General features: G+C 58.8%; 23 protein-coding genes and 1 pseudogene. 19 read left to right on the forward strand and 5 right to left on the reverse strand.

What is annotated here, in order from left to right; all coding sequences use genetic code 11:
- Window positions 1-6: 6 nt before the first annotated feature.
- From So717_RS00535 to So717_RS00565, 7 genes are all read left to right on the forward strand, one after another.
- On the forward strand, window positions 7-852 hold the full coding sequence (locus tag So717_RS00535; protein ID WP_159974266.1) for an enoyl-CoA hydratase/isomerase family protein: 846 nt from the start codon (window positions 7-9) through the stop codon (window positions 850-852).
- Between the two features lie 82 nt (window positions 853-934).
- Window positions 935-1,921, forward strand: coding sequence for a zinc-binding dehydrogenase (locus tag So717_RS00540; RefSeq protein ID WP_159974267.1), 987 nt, complete (start codon window positions 935-937; stop codon window positions 1,919-1,921).
- 445 nt (window positions 1,922-2,366) lie between these two features.
- Window positions 2,367-2,672, forward strand: a complete 306-nt coding sequence (locus tag So717_RS00545) for an ArsR/SmtB family transcription factor (RefSeq protein ID WP_159974268.1) — start codon at window positions 2,367-2,369, stop codon at window positions 2,670-2,672.
- Window positions 2,659-3,585, forward strand: a complete 927-nt coding sequence (locus So717_RS00550; RefSeq protein ID WP_159974269.1) for an alpha/beta fold hydrolase — start codon at window positions 2,659-2,661, stop codon at window positions 3,583-3,585. Before So717_RS00545 ends, So717_RS00550 begins: the two co-directional genes overlap by 14 nt.
- Window positions 3,586-3,681: 96 nt before the next feature.
- Window positions 3,682-3,852 carry a 3-keto-5-aminohexanoate cleavage protein gene (locus So717_RS00555; protein WP_438810625.1) on the forward strand — a complete coding sequence of 57 codons (171 nt, stop codon included), beginning with the start codon at window positions 3,682-3,684 and terminating at the stop codon, window positions 3,850-3,852.
- Window positions 3,849-4,604 carry an SDR family oxidoreductase gene (locus tag So717_RS00560; protein WP_159974270.1) on the forward strand — a complete coding sequence of 252 codons (756 nt, stop codon included), beginning with the start codon at window positions 3,849-3,851 and terminating at the stop codon, window positions 4,602-4,604. Before So717_RS00555 ends, So717_RS00560 begins: the two co-directional genes overlap by 4 nt.
- Window positions 4,605-4,612: 8 nt before the next feature.
- A complete protein-coding gene (locus So717_RS00565; protein WP_159974271.1) occupies window positions 4,613-5,242 on the forward strand; it encodes a VOC family protein in 630 nt (209 codons plus the stop codon).
- Window positions 5,243-5,501: 259 nt separating this feature from the next.
- On the opposite strand, the pseudogene So717_RS22145 reads toward So717_RS00565, so the two are convergent.
- Window positions 5,502-5,877, reverse strand: a pseudogene (locus So717_RS22145) (IS30 family transposase); the annotation flags it as partial.
- 322 nt (window positions 5,878-6,199) lie between these two features.
- Here So717_RS22145 and So717_RS00570 point away from each other — a divergent pair.
- The 12 genes from So717_RS00570 to So717_RS00625 all read left to right on the forward strand — a co-directional run bounded on the left by So717_RS00570 (window position 6,200) and on the right by So717_RS00625 (window position 20,870).
- Entirely contained in the window at window positions 6,200-7,141 is a 942-nt protein-coding gene (locus So717_RS00570) for a hypothetical protein (protein ID WP_159974272.1), read from the forward strand.
- 41 nt (window positions 7,142-7,182) lie between these two features.
- On the forward strand, window positions 7,183-8,439 hold the full coding sequence (locus So717_RS00575; RefSeq protein WP_159974273.1) for a trypsin-like serine protease: 1,257 nt from the start codon (window positions 7,183-7,185) through the stop codon (window positions 8,437-8,439).
- Window positions 8,440-8,570: 131 nt separating this feature from the next.
- The gene (locus So717_RS00580; protein WP_238840575.1) at window positions 8,571-9,530 is read left to right on the forward strand and encodes a serine protease; all 960 of its coding nucleotides are present in this window, start codon (window positions 8,571-8,573) and stop codon (window positions 9,528-9,530) included.
- A 37-nt stretch (window positions 9,531-9,567) separates the two neighbouring features.
- Entirely contained in the window at window positions 9,568-10,704 is a 1,137-nt protein-coding gene (locus So717_RS00585; RefSeq protein WP_159974275.1) for a hypothetical protein, read from the forward strand.
- A gap of 6 nt (window positions 10,705-10,710) precedes the next feature.
- The gene (locus So717_RS00590) at window positions 10,711-12,450 is read left to right on the forward strand and encodes an AfsR/SARP family transcriptional regulator (protein ID WP_159974276.1); all 1,740 of its coding nucleotides are present in this window, start codon (window positions 10,711-10,713) and stop codon (window positions 12,448-12,450) included.
- Window positions 12,451-13,011: 561 nt separating this feature from the next.
- Window positions 13,012-15,240 (forward strand): S8 family serine peptidase, encoded by a 2,229-nt coding sequence (locus tag So717_RS00595; protein WP_159974277.1) that lies wholly within the window; start codon window positions 13,012-13,014, stop codon window positions 15,238-15,240.
- A 13-nt stretch (window positions 15,241-15,253) separates the two neighbouring features.
- On the forward strand, window positions 15,254-16,657 hold the full coding sequence (locus So717_RS00600) for a trypsin-like serine protease (RefSeq protein WP_238840644.1): 1,404 nt from the start codon (window positions 15,254-15,256) through the stop codon (window positions 16,655-16,657).
- 561 nt (window positions 16,658-17,218) lie between these two features.
- Window positions 17,219-17,839: a glutathione S-transferase family protein gene (locus tag So717_RS00605; protein ID WP_159974279.1), complete on the forward strand. Its 621-nt coding sequence runs from the start codon at window positions 17,219-17,221 to the stop codon at window positions 17,837-17,839.
- Between the two features lie 38 nt (window positions 17,840-17,877).
- Window positions 17,878-18,546: a cupin domain-containing protein gene (locus So717_RS00610; protein WP_159974280.1), complete on the forward strand. Its 669-nt coding sequence runs from the start codon at window positions 17,878-17,880 to the stop codon at window positions 18,544-18,546.
- 3 nt (window positions 18,547-18,549) lie between these two features.
- Entirely contained in the window at window positions 18,550-19,233 is a 684-nt protein-coding gene (locus tag So717_RS00615) for an SDR family NAD(P)-dependent oxidoreductase (RefSeq protein WP_159974281.1), read from the forward strand.
- Between the two features lie 2 nt (window positions 19,234-19,235).
- A complete protein-coding gene (locus tag So717_RS00620) occupies window positions 19,236-20,297 on the forward strand; it encodes a flavin monoamine oxidase family protein (RefSeq protein ID WP_159974282.1) in 1,062 nt (353 codons plus the stop codon).
- Window positions 20,298-20,303: 6 nt separating this feature from the next.
- Entirely contained in the window at window positions 20,304-20,870 is a 567-nt protein-coding gene (locus tag So717_RS00625; RefSeq protein WP_159974283.1) for a TetR/AcrR family transcriptional regulator, read from the forward strand.
- 234 nt (window positions 20,871-21,104) lie between these two features.
- On the opposite strand, the gene So717_RS00630 is transcribed toward So717_RS00625, so the two are convergent.
- From So717_RS00630 to So717_RS00645, 4 genes are read right to left on the reverse strand one after another with little or no spacing between them, the layout of a single operon-like run.
- On the reverse strand, window positions 21,105-21,962 hold the full coding sequence (locus So717_RS00630; RefSeq protein ID WP_159974284.1) for an aldose 1-epimerase: 858 nt from the start codon (window positions 21,960-21,962) through the stop codon (window positions 21,105-21,107).
- A 2-nt stretch (window positions 21,963-21,964) separates the two neighbouring features.
- The gene (locus So717_RS00635) at window positions 21,965-22,708 is read right to left on the reverse strand and encodes an SDR family oxidoreductase (RefSeq protein ID WP_159974285.1); all 744 of its coding nucleotides are present in this window, start codon (window positions 22,706-22,708) and stop codon (window positions 21,965-21,967) included.
- A 10-nt stretch (window positions 22,709-22,718) separates the two neighbouring features.
- Entirely contained in the window at window positions 22,719-23,450 is a 732-nt protein-coding gene (locus So717_RS00640) for an ATP-binding cassette domain-containing protein (RefSeq protein WP_159974286.1), read from the reverse strand.
- Window position 23,451: 1 nt separating this feature from the next.
- Entirely contained in the window at window positions 23,452-24,429 is a 978-nt protein-coding gene (locus tag So717_RS00645; protein ID WP_159974287.1) for an ABC transporter permease, read from the reverse strand.
- Between the last annotated feature and the right edge of the window lie 5 nt (window positions 24,430-24,434).

Below are 24,434 nucleotides of genomic sequence, written 5' to 3' on the forward strand. Positions count from 1 at the left end.
TGCTCAATGAAATATGAAAACTTCCAAACCTTCGATGTTGCTGTCGCAAACGGCATCGCAACCGTCACCTTCAACTTTGGCTCTGTGAACGTGCAAGGCCAGGAGATGCTGGCCGACCTCAACAGCCTTGCAATGCGGCTCAAACGCGACCGCGAGACCAAGGTTGTGATCTTTCAATCCGCCAACCCGGAAATCTGGGTCTGCCATTACGACACAGACCTGCTCAAGGACATGTCAACCGAGGCTGTGTCGCGCGAAGACGCCCAACTGCTCGACTTGCAGGCGGTCTGCGAGCGCATCAGCAAGGTGCCGCAAGCCACCATTGCCAAGCTCGAAGGGTTTGCGCGCGGGGGTGGGCATGAGCTGGCGCTTGCGCTCGATATGCGGTTCGCCGCCCGCAGCAAGTACAAGTTCATGCAGATGGAGGTCGGCATGGGCATTCTGCCCTGCGGCGGCGGTGCCTCGCGGATGGCGCGCCAGACCGGTTTGGGCAAAGCGCTGGAGATCATCCTCAGCGCGCAGGACTACGATGCCGATGACGCAGAGCGGTTGGGCACGATCAACAAGGCACTGGAGCCTGACGAAATCGGCCCCTATGTGGATGCTTTGGCCGCACGGATCGCGCAATTCCCGGCGGATGCGATCAACGCCTGCAAGCAGATGGTCTACGAATCCATCGACAAACCGATTGATGCGGCGCTCAAGGCTGAGGCCTATTGGCTCTATCAGGCGACCAGCAAAACGCCCGCGGTCAAACGCTTTGCCATCGCGGATGAACAGGGGCTCGAGCACGACATCGAAAACCAGCGCAACTGGGGCGATCTGGTCATGCACGTGCAAGACATCAACTAATCCCACCCCAGCCAACTGATCACGTCCAAGCGTCCGCCGTCAGGACGGACGCTTGGACGTAATGTGCAAAAGGAATACCAAAATGAAAGCAATGGTTCTGAACAGCTACGGCCCCGACGCAGAGTTTGAGGTAGCAGAGATCCCGGACCCGGTGGCGACACCAGGTCATGTTGTGGTCAAGGTCGCTGCAAGCAGCGTCAACACGGTCGACACCATGATCCGAAACATGGGGGCCGACCTGCCCTTGTCCCCGGCGCTGCCTGCGGTTCTGGGCATGGATTTTGCAGGCACGGTGACCGCAGTTGGCGACAGCGTGACAAACTTTGCAGTGGGTGACAAGGTGTATGGCTGCGCGGGCGGTCTGTTGGAGCTGCAAGGCGCCTTGGCCGACCTCATGTTGGCCGATGCCCGCCTGATCGCCCACAAGCCTAAATCGCTCAGCATGCGCCAGGCCACAGCCTTGCCGCTGGTGGGTATCACCGCCTACGAGGGACTAACCCGCGCTGATGTCGCCAAAGGGCAAACCGTGCTGGTTCAGGGGGGCGCAGGTGGCGTCGGCCATGTTGCCGTACAAATCGCCCGGAACATGGGCGCAACCGTGTCGGCCACGGGGCGCGGTGCGGATCAAATGGCTTTGATCAGAGACCTGGGCGCAAACGCCATCGACGTCACAACGCAAAAGGTCGAGGACTATGTGGCCAAACACACCGGCGGTGCGGGCTTTGACATCGTGTTCGACAGTGTCGGCGGGGCGAACATGACAAACTCCTTTGCTGCGGCCAAGCTGAATGGACATGTCGCGTCAACCGTCGCTATGGTCGAGATGGACCTGACGCCTGTGCATTTCAGAGGCTTGTCGCTGCATGTCGTTTTCATGCTGATCCCGATGATACACGATGTCGGGCGACAGGCGCATGGCGATATCCTGAAGACGTTGGCGGACCTGGCAGATGCAGGCGCGCTGAAACCGATTGTGGATGAGACGGTTTTCAAATTCGCTGATATCGGTGCGGCCCACGCGCATTTGACGAACGGGAATGCCACCGGGAAGGTTGTGGTAGAGGCTTAGACTGCGGTGGAACGCATCGGTGCGCATCAAGTTAAGCTGCGCACCGCTCTCGATTTTATTCCATAATGTTCTCAATGTGCTACCCTGTGGCACACCAAACGCGAATACTCCAGCCGTGCGGTGCAACATCCAAATGTCACTTTGGGCGGTAGTAGGCGTCCATACAGACTGCGGCATAGGTCGAGTTGGCCTCAGAGCCGACTTGTGCCCCCGCAGCAGTGCCGTTGCCGCACGCCGACCTAGACCGGCCCAGTGATTGATGCCAACCGTATGGATTCTCTGAGGACAAGCGAAGCAGCTGTCCTTGGGTATCATTGAACCGAAGTTCGGGCGACAGGTGGCGAAATCTCACGTGAGCCCATTTCGACCGATGCTGCACTGTGCATCAATGTCCGTTTCGAACATTTGCATTGACTCATAGCTTTATAACTATGTATCTGAAAGTATGACTGATCGGCTCGAACAATCCAAAGCCCTCGCAAGCGATGTGCGGCTCTCCATTCTGGGCTGGCTGGCAGAACCTGATGCCCATTTTTCATATCAGGTGACGGGCAAGCCATCTGAGATCGGGGTCTGCGTCACGCTTCTAACGGAAAAGCTCGACATGGCACAGCCGACCGTGAGCCGTCATCTGGAGCTGCTGCGCCGGGCCGGGTTTCTGACCGTTAACAAAATCGGGCGTTGGTCGTTTTTCCAGCGCGACGAAGCTGCCGTCATAGATTTCAAGGCGTGGATCAATGACAATCTTTGAAGAGGCTGATGCAAGACTGCTGCCAGGTTTTGAACGGCGCTGGATAAGTGCGCCTCACGGCAAGGTGCTTGCCTTGGTCGGGGGAACGGGACCTGCACTGCTGATGCTGCATGGTGATCCGCAGACACATCTGTGCTGGCACCACATCGCACCCAAGCTGACCGACCGATTTACGGTGGTCCTGACGGATATCCGGGGGCGCGGTGAAACGCATAAGCCCGGTCACGATCCTGAACAGAACGCCTACACAAAACGCGATATGGCGGCCGAGCAGTTGGAGGTCATGCGACACCTCGGCCACGACAGGTTTGCCCTTGTTGCCCATGACCGAGGCGCGCGGGTGGCGCGACGTCTTGTGCTCGATCACCCGGATGCGGTTACACAGCTCGTCGTGATGGACATCATCCCGGCATTGGATTTCTACGAACACTCGAACGCCCAGATCGCTCAAGAGTATTTCTACTTCTCATTCCTGACGCAGGACTATCCGGTGCCGGAAACTCTTATTGCGGGAAACCCTGAAGCCTTTCTGAAACTGATCCTGATGGGGTTGTCCGACAAGGCCGTACACTACGACACGCTCGCCTTGCAGGCATACCTGACGGCAAACATGACACCGGAAGCCATCACTGCTATGTGCGAATGCTTTCGCGCAGGGTTCCACATTGATCGTCGGCACGATCAAATAGACCGGGATGCCGGAAAGAAGATCACTTGTCCGACCCTCGTGATGTGGGGAGAGCGCGGTGTCGTCGGAAAACACTTTGATGTGGAGCGTATCTGGCGCGACTGGTGTGAACAGCCACAGTTCGCGGCAATGCCGTCTGGGCACTTTATCCCCGAAGAAGCTCCGAACGAGTCGCTTGCGGCGCTGAACGGGTTCCTTACCGCTGAACCACTGCTAGATCTGTGATGTCGAAGATCTTTATGGTGCGCGACCGCGATGTCATCTGGTCAGCCTTCAGTGTCGGACGCGACCAGCTACGGATGGTAGCGCAGGCTGTCTTGCTTGGCGGGGCATGTCCGTGTCGGTCTAGAAGACAACCTCTATCTCAAATGCGGTGTCCTTACGCAAAACGAACAACTGGTCACACAGGCTGCCGACATCATCGACACGCTCGGCGGCGCAGTCATGTCTCCGGAAGAAACGCGCGACCTTCTTGGATTCGAACGGTCTTGAAACAGCGATTGATCATATCGGCAGGCGCAAGTGGGAACCGCCTTTCCATCGCCCGCCATTTTGCTGCCAACGGCGCGGCGGTCGCGATCTGTGACGCAATTGAGGAAGCCGTCGTGGTTGTCTCTGCCGAATTCGATCTCGCCACGGTCTGTGATTCTCCTGACGCAGAGGCAATGGACGGCTTTGTGAAGGATGCCGCTTCGCGTCTAAAGTGGACTACTGCTGTTTTTGCCAACGCGGGAACCGCTGGCCCGACGGCGAACCTTGAGGATATCAACCCAGACGACCGGTCTCGCGCCAACGCAGTGAACCTGACGGGGCAATACACGCGGCTAAAATCCACCATCCCTCATTTGAAGGCGCAAGGCAGGGGGGCCGTGATCTTGATGTCATCCGCCACCGGTCGCCTCGGTTTGCCGATGCGAAGTCCCTACACGGCAGCGAAGTTGGGCGTCATCGGCCTCAAGGAAACTCTTGCGATGGACCTGGGACCGCATGGCATATCTGTGAATGCGACCCTTCCAGGTTCGGTGACCGGTCCGCGCATGTATGCGGTTTTGACAGCAAAAGCGAAGGTCATGGATATCTCCCTCGAAAGGGCCCGCGCGGCTGAGGTCGCCAATGTTTCGATGCAGCGTGTGATCGACCCGCAGGGGATCGCTGAACTTGCATGGTTCCTTGCCTCCCCGGCGGCCCGTTCGGTTTCAGGCCAGTCGGTCGGCGTCTGCGGCAACTTTGAAACTCTCCGATAGGGGTGCCCATGATCATGAAGCTCGACCTCAAGCTCGATCACATCACGGTTGTTGCGCGCACACTAGATGAAGGAGCCGATCACATTCGGCAAATGCTGGGGATCGACATGCCTCAGGGCGGTGCACATCCTGCCATGGGAACCCACAACCGGCTTCTGTCACTGGGAGAGTCGACATTTCTCGAACTTATCGCCGTCGATCAGCAGGCGGCTGCGCCGGATCGCCCACGATGGTTTGACCTTGATCGGTTTGACGGCCCTCCTGTGCTCGCGACCTGGGTGCTTGGGACAGATGATATCCCGGCCGCGCTTTCCACGGCACATCCGGATAGTGGTGAAGCAACACCGATTACGCGTGGCGATCTGAGTTGGCTCATCTCTGTGCCGAAAGATGGCTCCATGCCTGTGGACGGGGCATTTCCGGCGCTGATCGAATGGCCTTCTGGACCACATCCGGCGTCCCGAATGCCGGACCTGGGTTGCCGCATACAGTCACTTTCCATCAGCCATCCGGACGCGGAGACCATTGAAGTCTTGATCGGAAACAGAATTGATCGAACCTGCATTACGATCAGCAAAGGGCCAAAATCGATATTGGCTCAGATCGAGACGCCGAATGGAATGAAGGTTCTGTCCTGAAAGGTATCGCGCGTCAGCGGACATTCACCCGTGTTTTTTGAACAGCAAGAAGGTCCCACGCTTTTCGTATCGACGAGTCACGCTGCGAAAGTGCGGGTTGGGTCAGCGTCGTTGATCGCGATTTGAACGACCGCTGTGGCGACATATGCTGCACAATCGAAGTATTGGTGCCGCAAGGGCAAAGGTATGCTGCGTTAGCGATGATGAAAGTGCTCACGTCTGCTTTGTCTCTGTGGCTTCGACGGATGGCGTCACCACACTGGGCAAACTTTCCTGCCGGTGTTTCCCATTGCAAGGTCTCTCGTGACCGCTCGTTGAGTTGCCTCGCAACGGCGCTGAGCTTGGCTGTCAGTTGATATGTCGAGGCCTCTTGGAAAGCACTGGTGCAGGAGGCGATTGGTGTTTTTGTTGCGGCCGCGTTGCCACGGCGAGTGAGGATCGCAGAAATGGGCGCCGATCCTGGTGGCCATGGAGAAGGTCAGATGGTGCGTCCTTTCTGAGCCACGATCCCACGTCAGCGAGCGGTAGAGCTCCTTGGACCGTTTGCGGGCTTGCTTGATCAGGACGGTGATGACGCTCTGCGTGTCCTGGTTTGCGATAGTGGGTGTTGTCCGCTCTAGCGCCACAAATCTGCTTAAGTTTGTCATGACCGCTTGTCGGATTGTTGCGGGGCTAAAAGAAACTGGAGAAAAGCGAAGATGGCTTGCGCGGGTTTCTCAAGCTTGGTTGTGAGTTCACAGCTAAAGGCGAAATTGCAGCTTACCATATCCTATTGCCTAAACGCGCAAATGCCTTGGTTTACGTTTCGAACAATTCGAACAACGCGTCTACCGTGAATCCATCGTCAAAAATGAAACGCCTCAACGTCGCACTGGTGCCTCGAAAGTGATTGGTCTGGCAGACCTTCGGGCACATTCGCACGGAGGAAACAAAGTGTTTGCAAAAAATTTAATAAGTATGGCTGCAAGTTTGGCGGTTCTCGGAGCCTGTGCTCCGACTGACAGCCGGGATTCGCTGGGTCTGACGACGTCTGACACAGCCGGGCACCGGGTCGCTGGTGTGATCAGACATCTCAGTGCCTGTCCAAGCGACGTAGGTGACCTGAAGCGCATTGACCCGGCTTCACCGCGGCAAACCACGGAAGAGAAATTCGAGCCCAGGACAATTGGGGGGGTCGTCGCTGCGACAGCGGCAGACTTCGCCATCGAGATCGTTGGCGAGGCGCTTGAGCGTGAGAAAACCGCGCGCACCGGCCAGTCGGTGGCATCGGGCGTATTTATCGGGCCGGAACAGGTCATTTCGGGTGACGGCACGTTCTCGACAAATGGCGACGGCTGTCTGGTCATCTATCGCGGTGCGCTGGGCGAAGCGGTCGACACCCTCGCCGAAACAACAGAGGTCACCCCCAAGGGCAGCCAACCGACAAAGAAACTGACCAGGTCGGCGGCCAAAGCGTTGGGGCTGGCGGATTTCCCTGCGTTCTACGCTGAGTTCTTGATGGATGCGAGCAGCGTGCCGAACCGGCGGATTCTAACACTAAACCACATCAGCTATGCGGAAACTTCCGCGATACGGGCCGGCTCCGGCATGAAATCGGTCACGGTTGCGCTGTCGCTCGGTGCTTCCGCGGGCGATGATGGCACGCCAACCCCGGACCAGGAAAAGGCGGAACTGTACCGCTTCGATCTGGGACGGCTCAAGATCGGTCATTACTACGACGGCGGCGCTGTTACCCGGCTTTCCAGCAGCACGAACGCGGCACGGGGCAGTAACATGGTGGCGCTGATCACAGAGGCCGAGGACCCGTCTGTGGCGCTTACCGCCCTGACCAAGGCCTTCGAGAAGAACCAGAGCGACCTGCGCGAAGCTCTCTTGACCAAGCTAAAGGGAGAAGAGTGATGCGGCCCTGGGTTGCCCTTCTTCTGGCTTCTGCGCTGCCTTTGGCGGCGCAGACATTCCCTGGCGGGTCTTTTGGCAGCGGGTCATTCGGTAGCGGATCTTTCGGGAATGGTGGCTTCGGCAACGGTTCTTCCGCGCTCGGCTCTTTGACGCCCGGCTGGGGCTCAGAACTCTCTGTGCCTCCGATCAGGATAGACCCACGCGACAGTGATCCTTCGTTGGAAAATCAGCTGCAGCTTCACGACCTCGGTGTTGAAGAGTTGCAGTTGCGTGAACTGGGCATCAAAAGCGCAACTGCTCAGAGCCGCGCGCCCGGTACCAATGAAATCCGGCATGGCGATCCGCCGGGCCCTATCATTGTGATACGAGTGCCGCCTCCGTCGCCCCCCGGAGCCGAAACCCTTTACAAGTTGCCGGAGCTCGAAGACGACAAGCTGAAGGCGCAGAAGAAAGCGGTGCCGCCCCTGGATCTGAGGCCAATGATGGCTTGTGACGAGGGCCTGCGCGGGTGCTTCCTGCAGGTGCTATCGCTGCACAGGTTTGGCCGCACAATCTGTACCGGCAATCTGATCGCAGAGGATTGGGTTCTGACGGCCGGGCATTGTTTTTGCCGGGTGCCGCCTCTGACGGCATCCTTCGGCCCGCAGACACCGACAGTGGGCTTGCCGTTTCCACCTCCCTTCACGGCCTCGGCGCAACTCTCGGGAGTTCCGCAGTTCTTTGACGGGCAGGATGCAGATGGCTTTTGCTCGGATTTCAAAGCAAATCCGCAGCGCCGGCGTGATCTGGCTCTGATCCGGCTTAAAAAACCCTTGTCCGTCGCGATTGGTACGGAAATGGCAGGTATCCCGGCCGCGAAGATCGTGACGCCAACGGCCTTGTCGCCGATTGCGAGCGTCGCCCAGGCGGGGTTCGGAGCCAATGAGTTCAATGCCACCGGCGGTCAAAAACGCGTAGCTGCTCTGAATGTCGCGCAATGCGATGCTGCTGCGAAATGTGACCCCGACACGGAAATGGTGCTCTACGGACCGGATGGACGCGACAGTTGCTACGCAGATTCCGGTGCCGGCGCCTACGTTCGAGCAGAAGGAGAAACTGCCGATCTGCTTGTGTCAATCGTATCGCGCGGGGCGGGGGGCATCGCTGGATGCGGTCAAGGCGGCATCAACGTGCGCGTCGCAGACGCAGAGGTCATCAACTGGATTACAAAGGTGGCGGGGAGCCCCCGCTTGGCTGATCCCGCAGATAAGCTCGCTGCGCAGTTCGTCACCTCAGCGGCTGAAATTTCAACTGATTAATAGACCAGAAAGATATAGGAAAAACCATGTTTCATAACGTATTATCAAAGGCATACCTGGCATCAACGCTCTGCGCGAGTGCGCTGCTCGTCACGCCAACATTTGCGCAAGCCACAGACCTGAGGGCCGCAGTGGACACGCTGACCCAGTCCAGATCAGTTGAACGTTCCATCAGACAGGAGGGCGCAACCTCGCTTGATCCGGGGGCGGCCGCCCGCTCTGATCCCCGCGTTATCGGGGGTGGGTTGAACCTTGATGTGGCCAGCAGCAACTTTGTTGCCTCGATGCGGATTGAGCCGGGTAACGGAGCGCCCAGAGGCGGTCTTTGCGCTGGATCATTCATTAAGCCCCGGATCGGCACGCGGAACAGCGGCGATGTTGTGCAAGGGTGGGACGCCGGGAACGATGAACCAGACTGGGTGATCACCGCTGCCCATTGCCTGCGCGATAAAAACAACAAGGACACCAAGACCAACACGACCGGGCCCGAGCAATTGACGCTCATCGCCGGTACCTTTGATGTTGCGGCGATTAACCGTCATATCGTGACAATCGGGCAGGTGATCGTCCATCCTGACTACGACCCCAATACGATGGCGCATGATATCGCGCTCCTTAAGATCGAAGGCATTAAGGCTCCGGACGAACAAAGCGATTTCATTCCGCGTTCAATCCAGCTGCCTGCACGTCACATGATGCCGATTGTCAACCGCGACCTGTCCCGCCAACGGGTCACCGGCTGGGGCCGCACGTCCGAAGGGGGCCGTGTGTCTGAGAATCTGATGGTTGCGGACGTGCCTTTGTATCCACGCGCCGCTTGTCAGGAAGCTTATAGTCAGGTCGGCGGGAGCGTTGCGCCCAGCCAGTTCTGCGCGGGCTATTCGACCGGCGCTGTAGATGCGTGCAGCGGCGATAGCGGGGGGCCGATCTTCTTCGACGACCGCACGAACCCGGTTGCGACCTCAGATGCACCGATCTTGTCAGGTGTGGTCAGCTGGGGTTTCGGCTGCGCGCGCGCCGGAGCGCCGGGTGTTTACACTAGTGTCAGCAAGGAGATGACGTGGATCGAAGAGGTCGTGCTTGGGCAGTAGAATTGAGTGGCGAGGCCGCAAAGGAAAGGGATTAACGATGAGTAAGGTAAATTCAACCGTGGCTACCACCGATGAAGAGATAAGAGATGCGCAGTTCGACGCAATGCTCGCAGAGCCGGAAACTGGAGAACCACCTGAGGTGGTTCTGCCAAAAGGGCACAGCTTGCGTTTCTCTCCCTCGGATGCCTACTGGCCAAAAGATCCGGCCAATGTGCCGGACACCTGGCATCTGCCGCCCGCATATGCCACCGGTTCATTTGAGCTTACAGGGGATCTGATCCGCCGTCATGCAGAGCTTGGTGACTACCCGCTGAACAGTTTTGATCACGGGTTGCTCATTCTGGCGCTGCGCGGCGCCGCTCTTGCCGATGGTGCGCGTTCGGCTGAGGATCAGACCTCTGTTTCGCTTACGGCTGTGCGTCCGGATCACGAGACGTATCGCTGTCTGGTCGGCGTTTTCGACATCTCCCGTGATCGTCTGTCTGTCTATGAGGGATCGACGGTACCCAGGCGTACAGGCATGGCTGCCTACGCCAACGGAGGGCGACGATGCAACATGCTGCCGACGGGGCTTTACGGCTATTGTGTGGGCAACCACTACTCAAAGCGAAAAGGGCAGGTCTTGGTCCTGCACCACGTTTTGCGGCTGGGGCGCGGGCCAGAGCCTGCCGATGCATCAGATGCGCTTGTACTGCGCACACGGAACGATCTTGCCTATGGCACGCAGGACATCTGGGATCTGACAGATCCTCGCGACAACATCCATCCGGCTTTCATCAAAGACAGCTTTTCGTCTTTGGGGTGTCTGACGGTGCGCGGGTCTCAGGCGTTCGATGACAGCTCTGCGGAGGGAAGTGATGAATGGAAGCAGTTCCGTGGTGCCGCACAGCTATCCGGGGCGACGCGGGGTCGAAGTTACCAGCTCCTGTTAACGACGGCGCATGAGCTTGCGGCAATCAGCGCAACCACGCCCGCTGATGGTCTGATCTGTCTTCGACAAGGCTCTTACGGGGAAAGAGTGCGCCGCCTTCAAGGCCAACTCGGCGTCGCGCAAGACTTGTCCCTGGGGCCCCGGACGGCAGAGGCCCTGACCAAGGCTCAATTTGCGGTACTGGGTTTTTCAACGGCCACATGGTCTGCCCGCATGGCGACAATGATGGGCTTGCAGTTCTGAAACACGATGTTCGGCGTCTCAGCGCGTCGTAAACCTTTGCGGATAGGCTGGCTTGCGTTAAAGTTGTATGAATTTTTAGTTTCCCTTTTCCAGACATGCGCTTTCACTCCGGGGGGAGAAATGAGTTCAGATGAAGATGTGATTTTGTCGCTGAACGGCAGTTTCAAGCTGACAGTGGCTGGACGAGAGATTGCAATTGGAAGCAGTCGGAACAGTGCAATACTGGCCGTTCTGGCCACCGCACCACAACAGAAATGCAGCCGGGATCGCTTGCGTCAGATGTTCTGGCCGCGCTCGCCCCCCTTGCAAGGAGCGGGCAGCCTGCGCACCGCCCTGAGCGCACTGCGGCGGGATCTGGGACCAGATGCGGGGATCATAGGCTCTAACCGCAGCTTCCTTTGGTTTGCCCGCAGTATTGAGCTGCGCGACCCCGCAGGCGGAACCGCATTTTTTGATGACGCGCCGGGCAAGATCGGGACCGAATTTGACTGCTGGCTAGATGTCCAAAGGCAGAGGGCTGCGATACATCCCGCACAGGCTGTTGCTGCTGGCCGCTTGCCGGTACCGCAGCGCACCGGCATAGCGATCGCGCCGCCCAAAGTTTTTGCAGATGATCCACATTCGCATCTTCTGGCAGAACGCGCGTTGAATGACATTATCGCGCATCTGAGCGCCTATGAGGTGGTCGAGCTTATTGATCTGCGGGATGTCAGCCGCGACCTTTTTGCTGAGCGTGAAAACGAGGCAGCAGCGCACCCATGGCTGATGATCGAAGTGACCCTTACCAAGGCAGGCCGCGATGCGCTGCTGACCGCAAAGCTTGTCGAAGTTGCCCGGCGGCGCCTCTATTGGAGCCACGCCGAAACCGTTGACTGTCGTGAAGGTGCCTTGCCATCTCTTACGAAGTTAACGGAATTGGCAAATCAGGTTGTCGATGCCGCACTCATGGCGGTGCTCCGCCGCAAGGAAGGCGCAATCCCGAACGGAGCCTCCGCGCCGCAAAGCATGATCGGTGTCTTGCACCAACTCTTCAGCATGTCCCGGGATGGACAACGCTCAGTACGATCTTACCTGTCGTCTCATGAGGGGCTGTCGCATTCGGCACTGGCGAACGCCTGTTATGCACTTTCGATCGCCAATACTCTAGGAGAAGACGGTCACCGGACCGCTGATCTGCGTGCAGCACGTGAAAGGGCGCGGATCGCGGTAACACTTGATCCGCAAAACGCTCTGGTTCTGGCGATGACCGGGCATGTGTTCGGCTTTGCCCTGCGAGAATTCGAGACCGGAGAGGAACTGACGGGTCTCGCATGCAGGCTCGCGCCATCCTTGCCACAGGCATGGGATTTCGCTGCGATGAATGCAATTTACCGGGGTCAGGTTGAAAAGGCTTGCGAGTTCAGTCAGCGGGCCGCGAAACTGGGCTATTTTAGCGCCTATCGTCCTTTGTATCTGTCTTCGATGGCGATCTCAGCGACTTTGGCTGGGAATCACAAAGCGGCCGTCGATCTTTCTCAGTCTGTATTATCGCGCTTGCCGGGTTTTCTGGGCGTGATGCGCCATAGCGTCGTAAGTTTGTGCGCATTGGACCGAGAACGCGATGCGCACGAGATGATCGCCCAAATCAGAGCGCTTGACCCGCGCTTCTGCGGAGAAGAAATTCGCAACCCGCGATATCCGGTCCCAAGCGAAGCAAGCCGGGAGCTTATCGGTGAGGCCCTGCGCGGTTTTCGTTCAACCCACTAATTTTATTAAAATAAATCAATTCCAGGGAAGGGAATAGCTATGTCTACATCTTGGTCCATGTCACGTCGTCGTTTCTTGAGTACAACAGCCGCTTTTGTGCCTGTGGCATCACTGAGCGGGGTTGCCCATGCGGCCGAGTGTATGCCGCCACCCGGCGGTGACCCGCTAATCCAGACGCTTCGCGCCATCATCGAAAATGCCGTGGACGTTGCCATGCCCGAACTCGTGAACTGTACCAACACGGTCGAGCACGGGCAGCTGGCCCTGGCAGATTTGTACTTCTGGCCAACGTCAAGGCACCTGATGAGAACTACCGGAGAACAAACCGCCAAGTTCACCTTCGCGGCGGAAACATATCCTGCTGAACAAGATGATCGGCATGTCGCCGGGCCTCTGGCCGAGTGTTTCGGACCTTCAGGCGGCTTCCCGGAAAACCTATTTGTTGCGAATGTCACCACGGGAACCGGGCGCGGACGCGGGCGTGGACGTGGACGCGGCAGAGGACGCGGACGGGGCAGAGGGCGAGGCAGGGGTCGTGGACGCGCCCAGGCTGGCGGCATCATGCAGGACCAGCTCGATCTGATGTTCGAAGAAGATATTGAGTTCTTTCGGCAACGGGTCGTTGACGTATTGCCGACAATTCATGATCTGCTGAGGTGCGCCAAGGTCGAGGCACCATATTTTTTGGAAACGCCGGATGAGCATGGCGAACTTTCCAAAGCTGAAGTCGAAGAGCTTCTACGTAAGCAGAACTCGAAAGAACGCGCGGCGCGGCGCGCGGAAATACTCGCTGAAGTGGATGATATTGCAGGTCCGTTCCTAGACCAGATCAGCGACTATGCGGGGCCACCGGGTTCTGTGCTGAAACTTGTGTCTCTCATGAGTGCCGCAGGATATGTGATCGGGTATCATTTCAAACATCTCTTTGGGCGTCCTCGACCCAGCGCTTTCGATCCACGGGTCGATCCTATTATCGACGTGCCCACACATTCGTCATATCCAAGCGCGCACGCTGTGCAGACCCATTTGATCGCGCATGCTCTGGCAGAGGTGTATGAGGACTCGTCCCTGGTTGGTCGCTTGTTTGACGTGGCAGAGCGGATCAGCGTCAACCGGGAGTACGCCGGGGTGCACTATTCGTCGGACAGCGAGGCGGGCAAACTGATAGCGCAGGCTGCGTTTCCGATCTTGAGGTTGGTCATGGATGAGCCCTTCGTAGAAGCGGTTGCCGAAATGAACCCTGCCCTAGACACAATCTGCGCCGCAACAGGGCGCGTCCCGGGCTCTGCGCTAGAGCCGCCAGAAGACCGCGATCCCGACGGCGAGGGGCTGCCGTGGAATCTTGTGTCGTTGGGGGTGGATCACCTCAGTGAAGAACATAGCGGTGCCGGTACTGTCGTTGCGCTCTTTGATACGGCAGTCAAGGTGGATCATAGCGCGATTGCTGAGGCGATTAGCGGTGAGTTTGTCAATCTCGACTATCCGCTTCCCTTGAATGACCCCTGGTGCATGGGATCCAAGGGGATTGGCCATGGGACGGCGATGGCGGGTCTGATTGTCGGAGAAACAGAGCAAGGTCGACGGCTGGGTGTTGCGCCCAAAGCCAAGTTGACACCCGTGCGCTGCGCCAATCTGGCGCGAGACAGCCATGATGATCGCTTCGATCTTGGTGTTGCGCTGCTTGCTTTGGGATTGAATGGCCATCGCCCTGCTTTTGCGGCAGTCTGTGACTCGGGCTCGCTGGCGCAGAGGATGGCCGCAGTTGTGCTTTCGCTCGACTTCCCGCGCCCGGATGTGGCGCGCAATCAGTACATAACAGCAAACGAGCTTCAAAAAGCGCGCAATGAGGGCAGGATCGAAGCACTGCTCGACCAAGCGCGTCGCGGTGCGCGCCAAATATGTGACCCTTTCGCTTTGGCAATCCTTCTGGTTCAGAACGCAGTACCTGTCGTGATCCCCGCGGGCAATCGAGGGGGAGAGGGCCTTGCCTATCCTGGCGCGTTCGAGGACTACGAACCCTTGCTCGGTCTTTTGGGAGATGAAGATGGCCGTTCGCTGGTGCTGCAGCAACTGGTTGAAATGATGAAACAATTCAACCGAGGTACCTCTTCCTCCGTGTTAGAGCAGCCATTCGAAAGCTTTTTGCAGCAGTTCGACAGTTCGGGGCAGGAACTTCGCGTACAGGGACGAAACGCGCGCAGGGCCTTTCGCGACGGGCAAGAGGCGCAGACGGTGGATGCTGACGCGCTGGATGCGTTTGCCGGTACCGGCATCGTTGTGGTCGGGGCCAGCTATCACAAAGACATCACGCAGGATGCCCCGGCACAGAAGGCTGCAGAGGTGACACATTCCGGCTACCGGCGTTCCGAGTATAGTCAGTATGGCCCCGGTTTATGTGTTCTGGCACCGTCAGATCGCGATGGACAACCGGCAACCCGTTGTCACCGCTATGGTTTTACGGGTCTCGAAAACGCGCTGGGGGCACATACCGTGCCTGTGACTACCAGTGATTTGCCCGGACCGGGTGGGTTTTCTGGTAGCAACACGGGGATGACCCACGCTGGGCAGCAGGTTGGCTTTGGCGGTACATCTGCTGCGGCAGCTCAGGTAGCCGGTGTTCTGGCGCTTCTGGCCGCTCAATCGGACGAGCTGCTTTCCGGGCCCGACCTTCGCACTGCGCTGATCGCGCTCGCCGAGCCCGGGATAGACCTTGAGGCAATTGAGGACGACCCCAAGCGTAAGCGCGAGCACGGGTACGGGATGGTTGATCTGTCGAAAATGGGAGCATGATCCGGTGCAGCAGATGAAAAATGCTATGGCGGGCGTGCTTCTGTGCCTGGCCGGTGGAGCTTTGGCGCAAAGCGCGGATCTACCGAATCCGACCTTAACCGAGGAAGCGCTTGCCCCGGTCCCAGACCAGGCAAGAGTGATCGAGAAACACGCGCTTGGGACTATCCGTGGTGATGAACCCTTCAAGCCCGCCGACGACCTCGCGCCCCTGCCTCCAAGAGTGATCGACGAGTTCAAGCAGGTGTCCAAGAGTTTCAGCGATGGCGACCTGATCCGGGTTCAAACCGTTGACGGGCAGATCTATTACTGGCGGGGTGCTGGGAATGGCGATGCGGTAACGCCTGGGGGTGGCATCGTTGAGCCACCCGATCGGGTCATAAAGATGCAAGAGGCGCTCGCCCCGCTGATTGCCCCGCCGTCCGGCATCAAGCCAAAAGCTGTTTATCTCCTAGATGAGGGCGGGTTAGTAGAAAACGATTCAACATCGCGGCGCTGCGGTGCTGACACTTGGGACGCGCGCACTCATTGTGCCTTTTTCGCGGTTCTTCTGCGTGCTGAAGGCTATGGGGTCTTGTGTACCGGTACGTTGATATCGCAGCGACATGTGCTGACTGCTGCGCATTGTCTGGAGAAGTTCCTGGACCGTGATGCGCGTAATGCACGGGTCACGCTGTCCATCGGGATCAACACTGACTGGGCGGCACTGCCCGTTGCGCCCGATGGCGTCTGCATTTTTGCAAATGGGACCTGCGCGGCCCCCGGCCAGCTGCGAGAGGGGCCGGACCTTGCTCTGATTACGCTGGCGGAGGGGGCGGTGACGAGCGCCAAGGAGGCTCTCAAACAGAAAGGGAGAGCGCCAAAGGACCTCGATCAGGCCTTTGCCCCTCTCGCAAAGGCAGGCACCGCAGAGCGCATGTGGCGAGTGCCCGACATAGGGACGAACGGCTTTGTAGTTTATAGTTTTGGGCGAAACATCTTTGGTGGCTATGGGCTAAAGACAGCGCTGATGGCCTATTCGCTCCGCTCGCTGGATGCGTGTGCCGGACGAATTCAAGACGGAATATGCCTTGGAACCCAATACGCAAATTTGCAGGACGATGACAAAGGTCTTTGTGCCGGCGATAGTGGTGCCGGCATTTTCAAGTGGGCCGAAGAGTCGCCGGCAGGCTATGGCCGCTGGGTTCTAATGGGCGTCGTTTCCGGAACAACGGCAAGCCGGGTGTGTTTCGAGACAGGCAATATACTCTTGTCCAGCCAACATCCTCGCAATGTTCTGCGCGTTGACACCGTCGAGGTTCAGGCCTGGTTGCAAGCGCGGATGCACATGCTAGGAGTTTCAGAACTCACTTTTGCATCCCCCGTTTTAGTGCCACCTGTGGCATCAGCAGCATTGGAAATTCAAGTATCCTCAGAGTGATCGAGGCCGCCGCTTCCGTCGCTTTGAGCTACCCGCTGAAATTCGGGCACTGACATAGGTCCCGCGTGACCATCATTACCTGACGAAATCTCGCTGCGTCAGACACGAACGGCCGCTCTTTACGCCGCATTGCCGAGCTTGAGACGATGCGCACGCGGCAAAATCGATGCTGCGAGCGCGCGCGGCGAGAAAATCGAATTTACGGTGAGGGCTCACTACCGCCGTTAGATCGGTCGCAGCATATGCGCTTGTTAGACAGATTTGCACCAGCAGGGACGGCCCATACCGCAACGTCGGGCTTGCTGTAACGAGTGCTGAATGGTTGCTGAAACGGATGCTGAGTGTTTTTGGAATAAGCATATCCACGGGCACGCTGCACTTCAGAGGTCATGCCGATCACGAGCAAGAGCACGGCAACGGTGCCCTTCAACACTGCACGCACCGCTCCTGCACTCACCAGGAGGTGATCCATCTCAAATTGACCCAAAGTGATACTTGACGGGATATCGACCTACTGATAGGTAGTCATCATCAATCAAAATTATCTGGGACGATACTCACATGAAAATCTATGACGTCGAAGGCTTTCCGAACCCGGCTCGCGTACGCATTGCGCTCGCTGAAAAGGGTGCAACCGACTGGGTCGAATTTGTACCGGTTGACGTGATGAACGGCGAACACCGCTCCGCCGAATTCAAAGCCAAAAACCCCGATGCCGTGGTGCCCTGCCTTGAACTGGAGGATGGCTCCTACATCGCGCAATGCAACGCCATCACGGAGTACATCGATGCGGAATTCGATGGCCCCTCGCTGACAGGTAAAACCGCCAAGGACCGCGCCCGCATCGCGATGATGAACCTGCGCGCAGAAAACGGCCTGTTGAACGCGGTGAGTGCCTACTTTCATCACGCGACACCCGGCCTCGGCCCCGACCTGGAAACCGACCAATGTGCCGAATGGGGCCATAAGCAAAAGCACGTTGCTGCGCGCACTATGGCGTATCTTGATGCTGTGCTGGCCGATACTGCTTATCTAGCAGGCGATGAATTCTCGGTCGCCGACATTACAGCTTTCGCAGGTCTCGCCTTTGCGGATTTTGCCAAGGTCGAGATCCCCGCGACCCTCGAAAACCTCCAGGCCTGGCGCGCCAAAGTGGCGGCCCGCCCGTCCATCGCAGCCTAACCCCTCAACTGCCACTCAAGTGGAACAGGACCAAACTCATGGAACTCAATTCAGACTTTTCTTCCCGCGTCGTCGTTCACTCAGAACAGCTTGAGTGGCAGGCCTCACCCATCAAAGGCGTCGACCGGCGCATGCTCGACCGGATCGGCGGCGAAGTGGCCCGGGCCACAACCATCGTGCGCTACGCCCCCGGCAGCAAGTTCTCCGCGCACACGCACACAGGTGGTGAGGAGTTCATCGTGCTGGACGGTGTGTTTCAGGACGAACATGGCGACTTCCCAGCCGGAACCTATGTCCGCAACCCCCCGACGAGCGAGCACACCCCCGGCTCGGATGAAGGCTGTACGATCTTTGTGAAGCTTTGGCAGTTCGACATGGACGACCGCAACCAATTCCGCAAGACCATGGCGGACGAGCTGGCATCGCCCGTCGATGGCGTGGCAACAGCGACTCTGCATGAAGATGACCGCGAAACCGTGACTTACAGCCACGTCGATGCTGGCGCGACGCTGACTTCCGATGCAAAAGGTGGCATCGAAATCCTGATCATTGATGGTGAGGTCACCGCAGGGTCGGATGTGCTGGAGAAAAACGCCTGGCTGCGCCTGCCCGATGGGGAAAACCTGGCGGCTGTTGCGGGCAAGAGTGGCGCCAAGGTCTGGATGAAGGCGGGTCATCTGCCCTTCGCCAAAGCGCCTGCGGTGTAACCCATGACCGCAAAGAAACCTTTGGCGCTTGTCGCCGGCGCGGGGGCTGGCCTTGGCCAGTCCCTTTTGGCGCGCCTGCAGGCGGGCGGGATGACGGCGGTGGGCCTTGGACGGACCAAGCCGGATCACACCGTCGGCGCGTTTCACACGCTCGACCTCTCGGACGCTGACGCGACATCAGGCACAATTGCCGATCTGATTGCCGCACATGGGCCGCCAAAGATCGTGGTGCACAACACCGCCGAGCTTGTCATTGCCCCCTTCACGGAAACCACATTGGCCGATTATCAGCGCACCTGGACCTCCATGGTGCAGACGCTGATCATCCTGGCGCAATCCGTGATGCAGCCCATGGTGCGAGGCGGCGGTGGTGCGCTGATCGTCTCCGGTGCCACCGCATCCCTGCGCGGCGGTGCCCGCTTTTCCGCTTTTGCCTCCGCCAAGTTCGCATTGCGCGGTTTAACCCAGTCGCTGGCGCGGGAGTACCAGCCTGCGGGCGTTCATGTCGCCCACGTTATCCTTGACGGGATCATCGACACGGCGCGCTCCCGCGATGTGCACACGCTTGACCCGGCCAAGATGATGAAACCCGAGGACATCGCGGAGGCCTATTGGCAGATCGCTCATCAGCCGCCCTCAGCCTGGTGCCATGAGATTGACCTGCGCCCGGCATCGGAGGGGTTCTGAACATGGACACCGACAGTCTCATCATCGGCGGCGGTTTATCCGGGCTGCGCCTGGCCTCTCTGCTGGCGGAGCATGGGCGGGACTTTATCCTGCTGGAGGGGCGCGACCGTTTCGGCGGGCGGATCCTGACGGAGACTGTGGGCACGGGTCGATATGACCTGGGTCCGGCCTGGTTCTGGCCCGGCCAACCCCGGATTGAGGCGCTGACGGCATGGCTGGGCCTGTCCCGATTTGATCAATATGCAGAGGGCATCCTGAGTTTTGAAGATGAGAACGGACGCGTGGAACGCGGACGCGGCTTTGCATCCATGCAAGGGTCCTATCGCATGGTCGGCGGCCTGGGCGCGCTGGTGGACGCTCTGGCCGCGATGCTTCCCAAGGACAGGCTGCGGCTTTCGCATCCTGTCACGGAGATCAGGAAAGTCGACAGTGGCGTTGAGGTTGCCTGCCGATCTGGTCAGACGTTCCGCGCCCATAAAGCGGTGCTGGCCCTGCCGCCGCGTGTCGCCTCTGAGTTGGTCTTTGCTCCCGCGCTTCCAGAGAGCGCGACAACCACCCTGCAAAGCACCGCCACATGGATGGCCGGACAGGCCAAGGCTGTCGCGGTCTACAACACCGCTTTCTGGCGCGAAGCGGGCCTGTCAGGCGACGCGATGAGCCGCCATGGCCCCATGGTCGAGATCCACGATGCCTCTCCGGTCGCAACTGGCCCTGCCGCGCTTTTTGGCTTTATCGGTGTTCCACCTGCGGCGCGCCGGGATGAGCAGGCTCTCAAGCAGGCCATCATCGCGCAACTCATCCGCCTCTTTGGTGCACAGGCGGCCACACCGCGACATCTTTTTGTCAAAGACTGGGCCTTTGACCCGTTCACCTCTATCGAATTGGATCAACAGCCCTTATACACCCATCCGCAATACGGTCGCCCGCAGGCGCTTCGAAACATCTGGGACAATCGCCTGATCTTCGGAGGCACAGAAACAGCGGCTCAGTTCGGAGGTTACCTCGAAGGCGCACTTGAAGCCGCCGAAGAGGTGCATGCCACGCTGACGATGGAAAGGGTATGAGCGACGATGACTGTGGATACCAAAACGGCCCTGCTGGACTTTGCCGAACACGCGGCGCGCGCACGCGGGTTCGATGGCTTCAGCTATGCGGATCTGGCTGAGGCCGTCGGTATCCGCAAAGCCTCTATCCATTATCACTTCCCGACCAAGGCCATTTTGTCGGCCGCATTGATGGACCGCTACCACAGCACTATCGAAGAGCTTTGCCAGGCGATTGCCGCAGAGCATGACACCGCAGGTGGGCGTATACTCGGGTTGATCAACCTCTATCGTGACGCCCTTGGGGGTGGAAAGACGCTCTGCCTGTGCGTGTCCCTGACGGCCAGCCGGGAAAGCCTGTCCGACGATGTGACCGGCAAGATCAACGACTTCCGCGTTATGATGATCAAGTGGATCACCGCCGTGTTTGAGCTTGGACAGAACGATCAGTCAATTGCCGGTGTCACGCAGCCCGAACACGAAGCGCGGTCTACCTTGGCGCTCCTGGAAGGGGCGCATCTGGCCGCCCGTGCCGAAGAGGACACCGCCGTATTTGACCGGGCCGTGGAAGTTTTGAAGGCACGCTGCACGTAAGACTGCTCAGGCCACGCCCGCGCCGCCGATCGTACCGTCGTCGCCTGGCTGTGATTGCTTATGCAGGGCCAAGATCTTTGCCGTCGGCCACGGCCCCGTATCCGACCGGGTCATTCGTCTCGCAGACATCACACGCTGTTGACACCGCCCCGTCTCGGATCGTGACCACGGATCAGCTGTTGACCTCGGGAGCCCATATGAGGCCCTGAGGGCCTTCGCAGTTTGGCAACGGGACTATGCGGCAGTCCAGTCGACGGTCATGGACGCATGCAGCGCCTCGCCGTTTTCGAGGGTTTGCAGGCCCGGCATTCCGGGCAAGTGAAACGCGTCCACGGGGTGGGAAACAGGTTCGAAGCAGAAGAAATCCGACTGCGCATCCGGCGAGAAAACGAGCGCTGTTGTAAGGTCTTCGGAGGCCGAAACAGTGCAGGATACTGCGCGCTCGCCTTGTTCGATCACGGCCCGACCTTTCCAGCCGGTGTAGCCGTTGTTGATCCACGTTGTCGGCAAGGGGCGGGCTTTGCGAAAACTCCACTCGGGGGCGTCTGAGAGATCCCGTTCCTCGGTCGGCAGATAAGACATGTCCTCCATCCATACTGTCTCGGCCTCAAATCGCAGACGCGTCGCGCCATCGCGGGGGAACCATGGGTGGAAACCGCAGCCGAAGGGCAGCGCGTCGGCCCCTGTGTTGGTCACGCGCAGTTGGATCGTCAGATGCGTATCGGTGAGGCTGAAGTCTTGCACCGCCTTGTAGCGCCAAGGGCCGATGGACCCGTCGGGCAGCGTCATTCGGGCGGTGGTGTCGGAGTGCTCCGACATCCACCTGCGTTGAAAGCCATCACCGTGGATGGGGCAGGCTTCGCCTGGCAGGTTTGGCTCCAGAGCATAGCGGCTTGCACCCCACTCAAAACCGCCTTGCGATATGCGGTTGGAGAAAGGGACAAGAATGTTGCTGGCCAGCGAGAACGGGTTATCGGCGTCCCCCTGCCACGGACGGAGCACAGGCCGCCCGTCCACATCCAGCCGCGCGATGCCGCCCCCGAAGGCGGGCGCAAGCTCCAGCCGGGCGGCGCCCGACCTCAGGCGCACCATAGCTACCATCCGCCGTCGATGAGATAGTTCTGACCGGTAATCATGTCGGACGCGGGCGAGACTAGGAAATGCACAAGGTCAGCCACGTTCTCCGGCATGATCCGGGACTTCAGACATTGTCGGTTCAGCACCCAGTCATTGTACTCCAGCAGGCGGTCGCCAAACACGCGCTCTTCCGCCTCGGAGACAATCGCACCGGGAGAGACGGCATTGACGTTGATCCCGTGCGGCCCCAATTCGCGCGCCATGGATTTTGTCAGACCCAGCATCGCCCCTTTGGAGGTGACATAAGGAACATAGCCGTCCCATTGCCCGGTCAGGGTAACGGACGTGAAGTTCACCACTTTCCCGTATCCCCGCGCTTTCATCTCTGCCGCGCAGACGCGCGTCAAAGCAAAGGCAGCCGAGGAGTTTACCCGGATCTGATCTTCGTATTCCGTGAGTGTGAAGTCTTGGTGCGGCTTGTTGATGATAAGCGCCGCATTGTTGATCAGGATGTCGACACCCCCAACGTCACGGGCTAGTCCCTCAACCGCCGTCTCGGCACCGGCCAAGTCATTCAAATCGCATCCGAAAAAGGTAACACCATCGCCAAGCGCCGCGGCACGGCTGTCGGCGTCGTCGCTCTCGGGGCGATCCAGCACGATGACCCGCGCCCCCTCCCCCGCCAGCTTCGTCGCCTGCGCGCGCCCCAGCGTTCCCAAGCCACCGGTCAGCAGCACCGTCTTCCCTGAAAGACTTGCCATTCCACTCTCCTCACAAAACGTCGAGTATCTCGTCCATGCTCGTATCCTCAGCCCGTTTGTCCAACACGACTTCACCACGCGCCATGGCAACAATCCTGTCGCAGCACTCAAACACATGATGAATGTTGTGGCTGATAAAGATGCCGGTGATGTTCAAATCCTTCAGACTTCGAACAAAATCGATGACTTTCTTGGTTTCTTTCACGGCCAGATGGTTGGTCGGCTCGTCTAGGATCATGACCCTGGACTTGAAATGCATGGCGCGCGCGATGGCGACCCCCTGGCGTTGGCCGCCTGACAATTCACCCACCAAGGCATCAGGCGACCGCAGATGAAGCCCGGCGCCTGCGATGGCGTCAGTGCTCTCCGCGGCCATTTGCTTGTGATCCATGACGCCGAGACCGAACAGCCGGAATTTGAGGGGTTCGCGCCCGATGAACATATTGCGCGCAATGCTCATTGTCGGAACCATCGAGTTATATTGGTAGATCGTCTCGATCCCCAGATCCATGGCGTCACGCGGGCTGCGTATCCGGACCGGCTTTCCATCGAGGTGAATCTCGCCTTCGCTGGCCAGTTGCACACCGGATAGGATGTTGATCAATGTCGACTTGCCTGCGCCGTTGTCTCCGATCAAGCCAACGGTCTCATTTGGATAGATGTCGAGAGAGACGCCTTTCAAGGCATGCACGCCCGAGTACCATTTGTGCAGGTTGCGGACCGAGATGATGGGGTGCGACATCTCAGGTCTCCACCTTGATGGCCTTGGCGCGCTTGGCGAGCCAGCTGTTCACAACCACGGCGAAGATGGTCAAAAACCCGATTGCGAATTTGAACCAGTTCGCGTCGACCTGAGAGAGCACCAGACCGTTGTCGATGACGCGGATCAGGATAGCACCTATGACACCACCAAGAACGGCACCGATTCCACCGGAGAGCGCGGTGCCCCCGATGACCGCCGCGGCGACGGCCTGAAGCTCCCACCCTTCGCCGATGGACGGCAAGGGGGAGCCGAGGCGTAGCACCTGGATCATTCCGGCAAATCCCGCCAGCATCGAACACAGCATGAAACAGGCGATCTTGACCCGTGCGGTCGGAATGCCCATCGCCTGAGCCGCCGGGAGAAACCCGCCCGTTGCGCGGATCCAGTTGCCGAAATTCGTGCGGCTCATCATCAGTGATGCCAGCACCGCGATCACGACAAACCAGACGAAGGACATGCGGAACAAGTCGCCCGGGCCGACAAAGACAGTGAACAGCCAGTTTGGCAGGTCGTTGGGCAGGAGCGGGGGAAACCCGCCCGAAATCACGATGGTCAGCGAGCGGGCGATAAAGAGCATGCCAAGCGTCGTGATGAAGCTTGGGATATTGTAGTTGATGGTCAGGAACCCGTTGACAAAGCCGATGGCTGCGCAGGCCGCGATGCCTGCGCCAAAGGCAAGAATGAACGGCGTGCCATCCGCCATCAGAACGGCCATGACCATGGGCATCAACGCAAAGACCGATCCGACCGACAGGTCGAATTCACCGCAGATCATGAGGATTGTGACGCCGATCACCATCAATCCGATCTCTGGCAAGATACCCAATATACCGCGCAGATTATTGGCGCTTAGAAATACGCCACCGGATTGCACCTGGAACAGGATGACGAGCAACACCAGAAGCACGAGCGCCGCCAATTCCGGTTTTTCCATGTAGATTTTGAGCAGGCGCTTCATCCGTC

Source organism: Roseobacter cerasinus (genome assembly GCF_009811755.1).
Classification (GTDB): domain Bacteria; phylum Pseudomonadota; class Alphaproteobacteria; order Rhodobacterales; family Rhodobacteraceae; genus Roseobacter; species Roseobacter cerasinus.

Excerpts from the sequence above, each read along its gene's own strand:
- So717_RS00535 (WP_159974266.1), top strand. The coding sequence starts at position 7 with ATGAAATATGAAAACTTCCAAACCTTCGATGTTGCTGTCGCAAACGGC.
- So717_RS00540 (WP_159974267.1), top strand. The coding sequence starts at position 935 with ATGAAAGCAATGGTTCTGAACAGCTACGGCCCCGACGCAGAGTTTGAG.
- So717_RS00545 (WP_159974268.1), top strand. The coding sequence starts at position 2,367 with ATGACTGATCGGCTCGAACAATCCAAAGCCCTCGCAAGCGATGTGCGG.
- So717_RS00550 (WP_159974269.1), top strand. The coding sequence starts at position 2,659 with ATGACAATCTTTGAAGAGGCTGATGCAAGACTGCTGCCAGGTTTTGAA.
- So717_RS00565 (WP_159974271.1), top strand. The coding sequence starts at position 4,613 with ATGATCATGAAGCTCGACCTCAAGCTCGATCACATCACGGTTGTTGCG.
- So717_RS00570 (WP_159974272.1), top strand. The coding sequence starts at position 6,200 with ATGGCTGCAAGTTTGGCGGTTCTCGGAGCCTGTGCTCCGACTGACAGC.
- So717_RS00585 (WP_159974275.1), top strand. The coding sequence starts at position 9,568 with ATGAGTAAGGTAAATTCAACCGTGGCTACCACCGATGAAGAGATAAGA.
- So717_RS00590 (WP_159974276.1), top strand. The coding sequence starts at position 10,711 with ATGTTCGGCGTCTCAGCGCGTCGTAAACCTTTGCGGATAGGCTGGCTT.
- So717_RS00595 (WP_159974277.1), top strand. The coding sequence starts at position 13,012 with ATGCAGGACCAGCTCGATCTGATGTTCGAAGAAGATATTGAGTTCTTT.
- So717_RS00600 (WP_238840644.1), top strand. The coding sequence starts at position 15,254 with ATGAAAAATGCTATGGCGGGCGTGCTTCTGTGCCTGGCCGGTGGAGCT.
- So717_RS00605 (WP_159974279.1), top strand. The coding sequence starts at position 17,219 with ATGAAAATCTATGACGTCGAAGGCTTTCCGAACCCGGCTCGCGTACGC.
- So717_RS00610 (WP_159974280.1), top strand. The coding sequence starts at position 17,878 with ATGGAACTCAATTCAGACTTTTCTTCCCGCGTCGTCGTTCACTCAGAA.
- So717_RS00615 (WP_159974281.1), top strand. The coding sequence starts at position 18,550 with ATGACCGCAAAGAAACCTTTGGCGCTTGTCGCCGGCGCGGGGGCTGGC.
- So717_RS00620 (WP_159974282.1), top strand. The coding sequence starts at position 19,236 with ATGGACACCGACAGTCTCATCATCGGCGGCGGTTTATCCGGGCTGCGC.
- So717_RS00625 (WP_159974283.1), top strand. The coding sequence starts at position 20,304 with ATGACTGTGGATACCAAAACGGCCCTGCTGGACTTTGCCGAACACGCG.
- So717_RS00630 (WP_159974284.1), bottom strand. The coding sequence starts at position 21,962 with ATGGTGCGCCTGAGGTCGGGCGCCGCCCGGCTGGAGCTTGCGCCCGCC.
- So717_RS00635 (WP_159974285.1), bottom strand. The coding sequence starts at position 22,708 with ATGGCAAGTCTTTCAGGGAAGACGGTGCTGCTGACCGGTGGCTTGGGA.
- So717_RS00640 (WP_159974286.1), bottom strand. The coding sequence starts at position 23,450 with ATGTCGCACCCCATCATCTCGGTCCGCAACCTGCACAAATGGTACTCG.
- So717_RS00645 (WP_159974287.1), bottom strand. The coding sequence starts at position 24,429 with ATGAAGCGCCTGCTCAAAATCTACATGGAAAAACCGGAATTGGCGGCG.